Origin of the sequence: Nocardia lijiangensis NBRC 108240, assembly GCF_001613045.1 — a bacterium.
Classification (GTDB): domain Bacteria; phylum Actinomycetota; class Actinomycetes; order Mycobacteriales; family Mycobacteriaceae; genus Nocardia; species Nocardia lijiangensis.
The window spans coordinates 86,107-98,101 of sequence record NZ_BDBP01000031.1; the positions used below are offsets into that span (position 1 = coordinate 86,107).

General features: G+C 69.4%; 12 protein-coding genes. 8 read left to right on the forward strand and 4 right to left on the reverse strand.

Going from position 1 to position 11,995, the window contains the following annotated elements:
* Nucleotides 1-86: 86 nt before the first annotated feature.
* A complete protein-coding gene (htpX, locus tag NL1_RS12680; RefSeq protein WP_067838348.1) occupies nt 87-965 on the reverse strand; it encodes a zinc metalloprotease HtpX in 879 nt (292 codons plus the stop codon).
* Between the two features lie 467 nt (nt 966-1,432).
* On the reverse strand, nt 1,433-2,455 hold the full coding sequence (locus tag NL1_RS12690; protein WP_067838353.1) for a polyprenyl synthetase family protein: 1,023 nt from the start codon (nt 2,453-2,455) through the stop codon (nt 1,433-1,435).
* 187 nt (nt 2,456-2,642) lie between these two features.
* Here NL1_RS12690 and NL1_RS12695 point away from each other — a divergent pair, with 187 nt between their 5' ends.
* The 3 genes from NL1_RS12695 to NL1_RS12705 are packed head-to-tail and all read left to right on the forward strand — an operon-like array spanning nt 2,643 to nt 4,841.
* Nucleotides 2,643-3,914: a geranylgeranyl reductase family protein gene (locus NL1_RS12695; RefSeq protein ID WP_067838356.1), complete on the forward strand. Its 1,272-nt coding sequence runs from the start codon at nt 2,643-2,645 to the stop codon at nt 3,912-3,914.
* A gap of 8 nt (nt 3,915-3,922) precedes the next feature.
* Nucleotides 3,923-4,342 (forward strand): helix-turn-helix domain-containing protein, encoded by a 420-nt coding sequence (locus NL1_RS12700; protein ID WP_067838359.1) that lies wholly within the window; start codon nt 3,923-3,925, stop codon nt 4,340-4,342.
* 55 nt (nt 4,343-4,397) lie between these two features.
* Entirely contained in the window at nt 4,398-4,841 is a 444-nt protein-coding gene (locus tag NL1_RS12705) for a VOC family protein (RefSeq protein WP_067838362.1), read from the forward strand.
* 59 nt (nt 4,842-4,900) lie between these two features.
* Here the strand turns inward: NL1_RS12705 and NL1_RS12710 are convergent, their stop codons facing one another.
* Nucleotides 4,901-5,407: a DUF2505 domain-containing protein gene (locus NL1_RS12710; RefSeq protein ID WP_067838365.1), complete on the reverse strand. Its 507-nt coding sequence runs from the start codon at nt 5,405-5,407 to the stop codon at nt 4,901-4,903.
* A 40-nt stretch (nt 5,408-5,447) separates the two neighbouring features.
* Between NL1_RS12710 and NL1_RS12715 the strand changes: the two genes are divergently transcribed.
* Nucleotides 5,448-5,921 carry a DUF3592 domain-containing protein gene (locus NL1_RS12715; RefSeq protein ID WP_067838367.1) on the forward strand — a complete coding sequence of 158 codons (474 nt, stop codon included), beginning with the start codon at nt 5,448-5,450 and terminating at the stop codon, nt 5,919-5,921.
* Here NL1_RS12715 and NL1_RS12720 read toward each other — a convergent pair.
* Nucleotides 5,899-6,264 carry a cupin domain-containing protein gene (locus NL1_RS12720; protein ID WP_067838370.1) on the reverse strand — a complete coding sequence of 122 codons (366 nt, stop codon included), beginning with the start codon at nt 6,262-6,264 and terminating at the stop codon, nt 5,899-5,901. The two genes, NL1_RS12715 and NL1_RS12720, sit on opposite strands and share 23 nt — an antisense overlap.
* A 59-nt stretch (nt 6,265-6,323) precedes the next feature.
* Here NL1_RS12720 and NL1_RS12725 point away from each other — a divergent pair, with 59 nt between their 5' ends.
* The 4 genes from NL1_RS12725 to NL1_RS12740 form a co-directional block, all read left to right on the forward strand.
* The gene (locus NL1_RS12725) at nt 6,324-6,791 is read left to right on the forward strand and encodes a MarR family winged helix-turn-helix transcriptional regulator (RefSeq protein WP_067838373.1); all 468 of its coding nucleotides are present in this window, start codon (nt 6,324-6,326) and stop codon (nt 6,789-6,791) included.
* Between the two features lie 105 nt (nt 6,792-6,896).
* Nucleotides 6,897-8,039, forward strand: coding sequence for a glycosyltransferase family 4 protein (locus NL1_RS12730; protein WP_084510530.1), 1,143 nt, complete (start codon nt 6,897-6,899; stop codon nt 8,037-8,039).
* A gap of 81 nt (nt 8,040-8,120) precedes the next feature.
* On the forward strand, nt 8,121-8,825 hold the full coding sequence (locus NL1_RS12735) for a demethylmenaquinone methyltransferase (protein ID WP_084510531.1): 705 nt from the start codon (nt 8,121-8,123) through the stop codon (nt 8,823-8,825).
* A 209-nt stretch (nt 8,826-9,034) separates the two neighbouring features.
* Nucleotides 9,035-11,995 (forward strand): bifunctional nitrate reductase/sulfite reductase flavoprotein subunit alpha (locus tag NL1_RS12740; RefSeq protein ID WP_245673209.1); only part of this gene is annotated, 2,961 nt, incomplete at its 3' end.

An 11,995-nucleotide genomic window follows, 5' to 3' on the forward strand; every position in this document is an offset into this window, starting at 1 on the left:
GAGCGACAATTCGAACCGAGCGCACTTCGAACGAGCCCGCCCGCCCTCCGGTGGGCTCGCACGCATCGATCGGTGGTCCGCACCGCTCAGTAGTTCCGCGGACCGCCCGCCATCTCCTCGAGCCGGGCGATGCGCTCGGCCATCGGCGGGTGCGTGGAGAACCACCGAGCGGCCCGCTCGCCCGCACGGAACGGGTTGGCGATCATCAGGTGCGACTGGGCGGTCAGCTGCGGCTCAGCGGGCAGCGGAGCGGCCTGTACGCCGCGTTCCAGTTTGCGCAGCGCCGAAGCGAGCGCCAGTGGGTCGCCGGTGAGTTCGGCGCCGGACTGGTCGGCCTGGTACTCGCGGGAGCGCGAGACGGCCAGCTTGATCAGGGTGGCCGCGATCGGCCCGAGCAGCGAGACCAGCAACACACCGAGCATGTTGGGACCGCCGTTGCCGCGACCGCCGAAGGCCGACGCGAAGAAGGCCAGGTTGGCCAGGCCGGAGATGACCGCGGCCAGCGCGCCCGCGATGGACGAGATCAGGATGTCGCGGTTGTAGACGTGTGAGAGCTCGTGGCCGAGCACCGCGCGCAGCTCACGCTCGTCCAGGATCTGCAGGATGCCGCTGGTGCAGCAGACCGCGGCATGCCGCGGGTTGCGGCCGGTGGCGAAGGCGTTCGGCGCATTCGTGGGACTGATGTAGAGCCTCGGCATGGGCTGTCTGGCGGTGGTCGCCAGTTCCCGCACGATCCGATAGATGACCGGCGCCTCCAGCTCGGTGACCGGTTGCGCGTGCATCGCCTTCAGCGCGAGCTTGTCGCTGTTGAAGTAGGCCCAGGCATTCATGCCAACGGCCAGCAGGATGGCGATGACCAGGATCGTGGGGCTGCGGAACATCGCCCCGATGAACACGATGATGGTCGAGAGCCCGACCATCAGACCGAATGTCTTCAACCCGTTCGCATACCCGTGCCCGTGCATACGTCTCCTTGCCCACTCCCCCGTCCGTCGAGTTCGTTATGCGAGATCAACGATTGGTTCCCGGGGAAAGTTCCTGGTAGCTCGCTGTGATCGCCGACTCCGACCAGCTCCCGGACTCGGCGCAGCACCATCGCCGACGCCACCATCCACACCCTGCCGACCACCCCCGGAGCAAGCCCGACGAACGACCGTTCACGGCCCCAGCGAGCCAAAAACCGCCACCATCCACACCCTCCCGACCACCCCCGGAGCGAGCCCGACAAGCGACCGTTCGCGGGACGCCAGCCCGCCAAAAAACGCCACCATCCACACCCTCCCGACCACCCCCGGAGCGAGCCCGACGAGCGACCGTTCGCGGCCGTCTCGCTTCCCAGCGGTCGAAGCGCATGCGACGCAGTCGCGAGTCTCGACCGCTGGGAAGCGAGACACAAAGGCCGCGAACACGCGCGCGCCAGCGCGCCAAAAATTCAGCCCACGCGTTCGATGGTGTAGCGGACCAGCTGTTCGAGGGCGTCGTTGGCCGGGCCCGCCGGCAGCGCGGACAGCTCGGCGTGCGCCAGATCGGCGTAGCCCTGCAGCTTCTCCTTGGCGAGCACCATGCCGCGGGAGCGGGCGAGCAGTTCCAGCGCCTCGGCGACCTCGTCGTCGGTTTCCAGCGGACGGGCCAGCAGCGTGCGCAGCCGGTCGCCCTCGGCGCCCTCGTCGCGCAGCGCGTACAGCACCGGCAGGGTGTGCACGCCTTCGCGCAGATCGGTGCCAGGGGTCTTGCCGGACTGTTCGGAGGCCGAGGAGATGTCGATGATGTCGTCGGAGATCTGGAAGGCGGTGCCGACCGCGTCGCCGAGGCGGGCCAGCCGCTCGATGTGCTCGGGGTGTGCGCCGGAGAAGGTGCCGCCGAAACGTCCGGCCGCGGCGATCAGCGAGCCGGTCTTCTCCCACACGACCCGCAGGTAGTGCTCGACCGGGTCCTGCGATTCGCGAGCGCCGACGGTCTCGCGCATCTGACCGGTGACCAGTTCGGCGAAGGTCTCGGCGATGATGCGGACCGCGTCGGGGCCGAGCGTGGAGGTGAGCCGGGAGGCGTGCGCGAACAGGTAGTCGCCCGCCAGGATCGCGACGTTGTTGCCCCAGCGCGAGTTCACGCTCGGCGCGCCGCGGCGCATCGGGGCCTCGTCCATCACGTCGTCGTGGTACAGCGTCGCCAAGTGCACGAGCTCGACCACGGTGCCCGCGGTGATCAGGTCCGGATCGGCGGGGCGCGGCCCGAGCTGGCCGGTGAGGATGGTGAACAGCGGACGGAACCGCTTGCCGCCCGCCCGTGCCAGATGCAGGGCGGCGTCCTGCAGGAAGTCCTCGCCGTCGGAGAGTTCGGCGATCAGGAGTTTTTCGACCTCTTCCAGGCCGTTGCGCACGCTCGCCGCGAGCTCGGGGTCACCGAGTTCGACCCCGGCGACCACCGTGCTCTGATCACTAACAGCCGATGTGCTCATCTCATCTCCCAGCGCCGCGTCCGACCCCACGGTAGAGAACCTAGCGTGTTCGGCCCGCGGGGCCCATGAACACCGTCACTATGCGGTGTATCAGACACTTTTCCATACCTCGGCGAGGCCGGATCGGCCGACCCGGCGAGCGGTGCGCCGTCGACACCGATCCGGCTGTCCTGCAAGTATTGAGCGCATGGGTGCACCGGATGTCACAGCCGAGGACCACAGGGGAAACCCGCTGCCCGATCGCGTCGAGGTGCTCGTCGTCGGCGCAGGTCCGGCCGGTTCCGCCGCGGCCGCCTGGGCCGCGCGCGCAGGCCGCGACGTACTTCTCACCGACGCTGCGGTTTTCCCGAGGGACAAGACCTGCGGCGACGGCCTGACGCCGCGGGCGACCAAGGAGCTGGAGCACCTCGGGCTCGGCGAGTGGCTGCGCGCGCACACGGTCAATCACGGCCTGCGCATGACCGGCTTCGGCAGGGAAGACCTGCTCAACTGGCCGGGCGGTTCGTTCCCCAGCTACGGAAGCGCTGTCGCGCGAACCGAACTCGACGACAAGCTGCGCGAGACCGCGGTGAAGTCCGGCGCCAGGATGCTGGAAGGCACGAAAGTGGTGAACGTCACCCGCGCGGGCGACCGGGTCACCGGTGTGACGGTGCAGACGGCGGAGGGCTCGCGCGAGATCGCCTGCGACATCTTGGTGGTCGCCGACGGCGTGCGTTCTCCCGTCGGCAAACTGCTCGGCCGCACCTGGCACCGCCGCTTCGCCTACGGCACCGCGGCGCGCGCCTACATCAAGTCCGGCCGCAGCGAGGACCAGTGGATCACCTCGCATCTCGAATTGCGCGATGCCGACGGCCAGTTGGTGCCCGGCTACGGCTGGGTGTTCCCGCTGGGCAACGGCGAGGTCAACATCGGCGTCGGCTCGCTGGCCACCGAGAAGCGGCCCTCGCACATCGCGCTGAAACCGCTGCTGCGCCACTACGCCTCGCAGCGTTACCAGGAGTGGCAGTTCGAGGGCGAGCTGCGCGCGGTGGCTTCGGCGCTGCTGCCGATGGGCGGCGCGGTGTCGAATGTGGCGGGCCGCAACTGGGTGCTGATCGGCGACGCCGCGGGCTGCGTGAACCCGCTCAACGGCGAGGGCATCGACTACGGCCTCGAGGGCGGGCACATGCTCGCCGATCTGCTGGACGCGCCCGATCTCACCGGGCTCTGGCCGGATCTGCTGCGCGCCCGCTACGGCCGCACCTTCTCGGCGGCGCGCCGGATCGCGGGCCTGGCCACCCATCCGCGCATGGTGCCCACCGGGGGTCCGCCGATGATGCGCTCGAAGTATTTGCAGCGCACCGCGGTCCGCATCATGGGCAACCTGGTCACCGACGAGGATCTGGACATCACCGCGCGCGCTTGGCGGCTCGCGGGCCGGGCGTCCATGCGCTACGACGACCTGCCTCCTTTCACCTGAGCACCGGCATGGGCGAAGCACGCGGATTGCCCGCGCTCTCTCTGCTTCCGCACCTGCGCAAGGCGCGCGACCTCGCGGATCAGCACTACGCCGATCCGCTGAATCTCGACGAATTGGCCGCCGCCGCAGGCATTTCCAAATATCACTTCCTGCGCGCCTTCGCCGCCGTGTACGGCGTGACCCCGGCCGCGTATCTGGCCGAGCGCCGCATCGAGCGCGCTCAGGATCTGCTGCGCGCCACCAACCTGACGGTCACCGAGGTCTGCATGCTGGTGGGCTACACCAGCCTCGGCTCGTTCAGCTCGAAGTTCCGTCAGCTCGTCGGCGTCACTCCGTCGGAGTACCAGGCGAAGTTCGCCGACGGCGCGCCGCGCATTCCCGGTTGCTACGTCTTCATGCACGGCCTGTCCGACCGCAAGCGCCACTGACGACACCGCAATTTCGGAGAAGCCTCCGGGCCCGTCGCGCTCATAGCCTGGGGGCATGACGACGATTACGAATATTTCCCTGGTCACCGTGTACGTCACCGATCAGGACGAGGCCAAGCGGTGGTACATCGACAAGCTGGGGTTCGTGGAGACCGGCGACGTCACCATGGGCGAGAACGGCTTCCGCTGGGTGACCGTCGCACACCCGGATCACCGGGAGCTGGAGGTCACGCTGATGATTCCCGGCCCGCCGCTCGACGAGCAGATGGCCGAGGCGGTCCGGCGCGCGCTGGCCAACGGCACGCACGGCGCGTTGGGCCTGCGGACGGAGAACTGTCAGAAGACCTTCGAGGAGCTCTCCGCCAAGGGTGTCGAGTTCGTCCAACCGCCCGCCGAGCGGCCGTACGGCACCGAGGCGATCATCCGGGACAACTCGGGAAACTGGCTGGTGCTCGTGGAGAACAAGGAATTCGATCCGCAGGATTTCGCCGCGCAGTGACGAGCCGCACGGACGGAATCGGGCGCCCCGCGCGGGGGCGCCCGATTCGGCGGATTGGGTCAGGCGGTCGCCTGTGCGCCGAACCACTCCTCGAAGAATTTGCGCTCGCTGTTGAGCACCCGGTGGAACAGTTGCTCGGCGAGCGGCTCGATGGCCCCGCCGACCAGCGTCACCTTCACCTCGACGGAGCCAACGACCTCGATCTCGCAGCCTTCGGCGGTGGGGCGCAGTTCGTAGGCGCCCGACATCGCGGTGGTGATGCCCGTGGTGGTGGCCTGGAAGGCGCCCTTGGCGACCTCACCGTCCAGCGCCTGCCAGTCGTCGGTGCGCGAGAGCACCAGTTCGTTCTTGAGGACCTTCCTGACGATGCCGGGAATCTTGTCCTGGCGAGCCTTTTCGGTCATATGAATGCGGACGGTGCCTGCGCCGCCCGGATGCGACAGCTCGAGGGTCGCGGTCTCGGCCCCCGCGAATCGGGAGCGCCAGACGTCGTCGGTGGTGAGTGCCCGGTGAAGATCTTCGACCGGGACGGTGTAGGGCACGGTGAAGCTGAATTTTCGGGACATGGGCGCACACGCTAGCCGAGTCCATCGGTAGCCTGTTGCGGTGTCGGAAACCACCCAGTCCGTAAGGCGGACGATCCGCCTGCGGCGGGCGAGAATCGGCGTCCTCACCGCCGCGACGGTCGTCAGCGTGCTCATGGCGTTGCTGGTGCTCGCGGCCTGGCGCAACGACTATCTGATCAGTTCCGACCGGGGCGTGACCACCGGCGAGGTGCTCTCGGCGGGCAGGCTGCGTTCGGCGGTCATCTACGTCACGCCCGATGGCGAGACGCACAATCCGAAGGTCGGCGTGCTGTATCCGACCAATCTCACCGCGGGCGAGCGCATCAATGTCGAGTACAGCCGCAGCGATCCCGATCTGGTGCGGGTGGCGGGCCGCGACGTGCGGGTCGCGATCCAGCCCGCGCTCTCGGTGATCGTGGTGGTGTGGGCGCTCGCCCTGCCCGCGCTGTGGCTGATCGCCCGCGCGGGCAGGCGCGATCCGAAGGAACGGGCTACTGCGCCCACGGCGGGCTGAGCTTGCTGCCGTCGGCCATGGTGGCCTGAAAGCCCGCGGCGATCGCGATGTGCGCCACGGCCGGTTCGTCGCCCGGATTACCGACCGCGATCGGCGCGCCCGCGGGCACGATGGCGACATCGCCCGCGGTGAGCCGCTGACCGCTGATCTCCAGTACTCCGGAGAGCACCATGAAGATCTCGTCGCGGTCCAATACGTGCGACGCGTCGCTCTCGCGGCGCGGTGGGACGGTGAGACGCCAGGTACAAACGTCCGCCGAGCCGCGGCTCGGGGCCGCCATCGCGCTGAACTCGACGCCGTGAAGCTCGAAGCGCGGGGCTTCGGCAGCCTTGATGACGTGCATGACACTCCAGACAAATAGACAAGCCAACTTGATCAAGTCGGCTTGTCTATCATGACGAGATGGCATCCACACCGCAAGACCCGGATCTGGGCATCCTGCTCAGCCTGGCCTACGAACAGTTCGTCATCGAATTGCGAGCGACCTTGGCGGAGCAGGGTTTCGACGACGCAGGCCGCTCCGACGGCTATGTCTTCCGCTGCCTGACCAAACGGCCGATGCATGTCAGCGAGCTGGCCGAACGGCTCGCGATCAGCAAGCAGGGCGCCGCGCAGATCGTCGACGACATGCAGCAGCGCGGCTATGTGGAACGTCGGCCGGATCCGGCCGACGGCCGCGCCAAACTGCTCTACCTCACCGAACGCGGCAACGCCGCGCTCGCCGCGGCCCGGCGATTCCACCGGCACCGGGAGCAGCGCCTCGTGCGCGAATTCGGCGCCGACGCGGTGAACACGCTGCGTGCGGTGCTCGGCGCGGTCGCCACTGAGGAGCGGCTGGTCGATCCGCAGCCGCGGGCGATGCACGTCTGAGCGCAGGCCGCACTGTCTGCGACAGCGCGAGGAGTTCGCCGGAACTTTCCGCGCGCTTCATGTCCGCGTGGCTGCGGCGCGCGCTGCGCGGGTCACGCTGAAGGTGTGCGCGTAGCCATCGTTTCGGAGTCCTTCCTGCCGAACATGAACGGCGTCGTCAACTCGGTGCTCCGGGTACTCGATCATCTGGACCAGCACGGACACGAGGCGCTGGTGATCGCGCCCGACACACCGCGCGGACTGCCCGCCGCCGCACGTGCGCACGGTCGCGTCGCGGTGCACCGGGTGCCCGCGGTGATGGTGCCCAAGGTCAGCTCGCTGCCGGTCGGGTTGCCGCAGCCCGGAATTACCGCCGCGATCGCCGAATTCGACGCCGACGTGGTGCATCTGGCCTCCCCGTTCCTGCTCGGCGCGGGCGGGCTCGGCGCGGCGCTGCGGCTGGATCTGCCGACGGTCGCGGTGTATCAGACCGATGTGGCCGGCTTCGCCAAGAGCTACGGGCTCGGGCTGACCAGCCGCGCGGCGTGGGCCTGGACCAAGCGCATCCACGAGGGCGCGACCCGCACGCTGGCGCCCTCCCGCGCGGCCGCCGAAGACCTGATCGGACATGGCATTCCGCGGGTGCACCGGTGGGGCCGCGGCGTGGACATCGCCCGGTTCACCCCCTCGGCCCACCGCGCGGACCTGCGCGAAAGCTGGCTCGGCGGGCACGATCGGCTGGTGGTCGGATTCGTGGGGCGGCTTGCCCCCGAGAAGCACGTCGAGCGACTTGCTGTGCTTGCGGACGACCCGGGCATCCAGCTGGTGATCGTGGGCGACGGCCCGCAACGAGACCGGCTGGCCCGGCTCATGCCCGGCGCGGTGTTCACCGGCGAGCTGGGCGGCGACGAACTCGCGCAGGCGTACGCGAGCCTGGATGTGATGGTGCACGCGGGCGAGCACGAGACGTTCTGCCAGGGCGTGCAGGAGGCGCTGGCCTCCGGCGTCCCGGTCATCGGGCCCGACGCGGGCGGGCCGCGCGATCTCATCGCGCACTGCCGCAACGGATATCTGCTTCCGGTCGACCGTTTCACCGAACTGCTGCCGAGTGCGGTGGCCGCGCTGCGCGACCCGGCGCTGCGTACCCGTTTCGCCAACGCCGCGCGCAAGTCCGTGCTGCACCGAACCTGGCCGGCCGTGTGCAACGAACTGATGGCGCACTACGCCGACGTCACCGGCCGGGACTTCCGCCTTTCGAATACGGCATGAGCCCGATCGTCCGTGCCGAATATCGGCACTGTGATCGGTCACACGCGGGTCCGTAAGAGGCGGTCCCTTAAGGTCGTTGACGTGGCGAATACGCATGCAGGTCGAGCCTCCCTGGACAAGCGGCCGGGCGAGGTCGCAGCAATGTTCGACGGGGTCGCGAGGCGCTACGACCTCACCAACACCGTCATCTCCGCGGGCCAGGACCGCTATTGGCGCTGGGCGACCCGTAAGGCGCTCGGGCTGCGGCCCGGCGAGCGGGTGCTGGACCTGGCGGCGGGCACCGGCGTCTCCACCCTGGAATTCGGCAAGTCGGGCGCCTGGTGCGTGGCGGCCGACTTCTCCCAAGGCATGCTCGCGGCGGGCCGGTTCCGCGGCGTGCCGATGGTCGCGGGTGATGCCATGGCGCTGCCCTTCGCCGACGATTCCTTCGATGCGGTGACCATCTCCTACGGCCTGCGCAACGTCGCGGATCCCGATCTGGCGCTGCGCGAGATGCTGCGGGTCACCAAGCCGGGCGGCAGGCTCGTGGTCGCCGAATTCTCGACGCCGATCCTGCCGGTGTTCCGCACCCTGTACATGGAGTACCTGATGAAGGCGCTCCCGCAGGTGGCGCGGGCGGTCAGCAGCAACCCCGACGCGTACGTGTACCTGGCGGAATCGGTCCGTGCCTGGCCGAACCAGCGGCAGCTGGCCATGCGGATCGCCAAGGCGGGATGGTCGTCGGTCAAATGGCGCAATCTCAGCGGCGGGGTCGTTGCGCTGCACCGGGGCTACAAACTCGGCTGAGCCCGGATTCGCACGGGGGCGGCCGTGTCGAACCGGCCGCCCTTTCGGTATTCATACGGCGGTCGAAACCGCCGAGCAACCGCGCTGAGCTGCAATGATGTGACCGGAAACACAGCTCACAGCCGGGCTTGGGGGCTGTGAGGATAATTGTCACCTGGCGATAACGTTGGGTAAATCCGGCGCAATCGGCGTTCCGCATGATCGGTGGCATGTCGGACGCAGCCAGTAGCCCCGCGCCGGGCACCGCCAGAACGGCGTGCTCGTACTGCGGCGTGGGTTGCGGCATCACGGTCGAGACCAAGGCCGGCGCCGAGGGCGCGCCGGTGATCGCCAAGGTCAGCGGCGACAAACTGCATCCAGCGAACGCGGGCAGGCTCTGCACCAAGGGCGCCACCCATGCGGACCTGATGCGCACGCCGGGCCGGATGACCACCGCCTACCGGCGGCCCGAGCGCGGGCAGGAGCCGACGCCGATCGCCGTCGACGCCGCCGTGCGCGAGGCGGCCGATCGGCTGCGCGCGATCCTGGACGAGCACGGGCCCGACGCCGTCGCGCTGTACGTCTCCGGGCAGATGTCGCTCGAGGCGCAGTACCTGGCCACCAAGCTGGCCAAGGGCTACCTGCGGACCGTGCACCTCGAGGCCAACTCGCGGCTGTGCATGGCCAGCGCGGGCACCGGCTACAAACAGTCGCTCGGCGCCGACGGCCCGCCCGGCTCCTACGACGATTTCGAGCACGCCGATCTGTTCTTCGCCATCGGCGCGAACATGGCCGACTGCCACCCGATCCTCTTCCTGCGCATGGCCGATCGGCTGAAGGCGGGCGCGAAGCTGATCGTCGCCGACCCGCGCCGCACCGACACCGCCGCGCGCGCCGACCTGTTCCTCCAGCTGCGCCCCGGCACCGACCTCGCGCTGCTCAACGGCCTGCTGCACCTGCTCGTCGCCAACGGCGACATCGACAAGGAGTTCATCGCCGAGCACACCGAGGGCTGGGACGCGATGCCCGAGTTCCTCGCCGACTACCCACCCGCCAGGGTCGCCGAGATCACCGGACTCGCCGAAGAGGACATCCGCACCGCGGCGCGCTGGATCGGCGAGGCGGGCGAGTGGATGACGCTGTGGACGATGGGACTCAACCAGTCGACCCACGGCACCTGGAACACCAACGCGATCTGCAACCTGCACCTGGCCACCGGCGCCATCTCCCGTCCCGGCAGCGGGCCCTTCTCGCTGACCGGGCAGCCGAACGCCATGGGCGGGCGCGAGATGGGCTACATGGGCCCGGGCCTCCCCGGTCAGCGCTCGCTGCTCTCGCCCGCGGACCGCAGCTTCGTGGAGACCGCGTGGGGCGTGCAGCCCGGCACGATTCGCACCGAGGCGGGGCCGGGCACCATCGAGATGTTCCGCGGCATGGCCGAGGGCGAGATCAAGGCGGCGTGGATCATCTGCACCAATCCGGTGGCCTCCGTGGCCAACCGGAAGACGGTGATCGCGGGCCTCGAAGCCGCCGAGCTGGTGATCGCGCAGGACTCCTACACCGAGACCGCCACCAACTCCTACGCCGACCTGCTGCTGCCCGCCACGCTCTGGGCCGAGGCCGACGCGGTGATGGTGAACTCCGAACGCAATGTCACCCTGTTGCAGCGCTCGGTGGATCCGGTCGGCGATGCGCGGCCGGACTGGCTGCTGATCGCCCAGGTGGCCACGGCCATGGGCTTCCCCGGTTTCGAATACGCCTCGAGCGCGGAGGTTTTCGCCGAGATCCAGGGCTTCGCCAATCCGGCGACGGGCTACGACCTGCGCGGCATGAGCTACGACGCGCTGCGCGAGGGCCCGATGCAGTGGCCGTGCGCCGAGCCGGGCAAACGCCGCAACCCGATCCGCTACCTGAACGACGGCGTCAGCCAGGATCTGTTCGTCGACGACGAGGGCCGCCGCCCGCGCCTCGCCTTCGCCACCGCGAGCCGTCGCGCGATGTTCTGGCCGCGCCCACACCTGGCGCCGGAGGAGATGCCCGACGACGACTACCCGTTCGTGCTGAACACCGGCCGCCTGCAACACCAGTGGCACACCATGACCAAGACCGGCAAGATCGCCAAGCTCACCAAGCTGACCGGGCAGCCGTTCCTCGAGGTGCATCCGGAGGACGCCGAGCGGCTCGGTGTGCGCGCCGGTGATCAGCTCGAAATCGCTTCCCGCCGTGGCAGGGCCGTGCTGCCGGTGCAGATCAGCGACCGGGTGCGCCCGGGCGACTGCTTCGCGCCATTCCATTGGAACGACGAACAGGGTGAGTATCTGACCATCAACGCCGTCACCAACGATGCCGTCGATCCGGCGTCGCTGCAGCCCGAGTTCAAGCAGTGCGCCGTCTCGCTGCGCCGCGTCGCGCCGATGAAGCAGGCCGAAACACCGGTCGCGGAGCCGGTTTCCGCGCCGCAGGCGGGCGCGCATCCGCTCGCGGTGATGCTCGGACTTGACAGCGGCGTTGCGCCGACGCTCACCGATACCGAGCAGATCTACCTCAGCGGGTACCTGGCCGCGCTGCACTCGCTGCCGGTGGTCGGCCAGCCGGTGCTGCCGGAGACCGCGCCGCTGTCCACCCGCAGCAGGCTCTGGATCGACGGCCTGCTCGCGGGCATGTACTCGCGTGGCGCGCTGACGGCCGAAACCCCGGCCCCCGCCGCGCAGGACCGGGCGGTCACGGTGCTGTGGGCCTCGCAGACCGGCAATGCCGAGGAGTTCGCCGCCGCGGCGGCCGAGCGGCTGGCCGAGTCCGGCTTCACGCCACGGCTGTTCGAGATGGACTCGTTCGATCCGAGCGCGCTGACCGGTGACGCCCTGTTCATCAGCAGCACCTTCGGCGACGGCGGTCCGCCGGACAACGGCACGGATTTCTGGGCCGGGCTCACCGACAGCGCGACCCGGCTGACCGGCCTGCGCTACGCCGTCCTCGCGCTCGGCGACTCCTCCTACGACGACTTCTGCGGGCACGGCCGCAAGCTGGACGAGAAGCTGGCCGAACGCGGCGCCGTCCGGCTGCTGCCACGGGTGGACTGCGAACCCGACTACGACGAGCCCGCGGCACGGTGGCTGGACGCGGTGCTCGGCGTGTTCGGCGGCGGGGACGACAACGGCGGCGGCGGGAACGACGGCGGCCCCGACGACGGC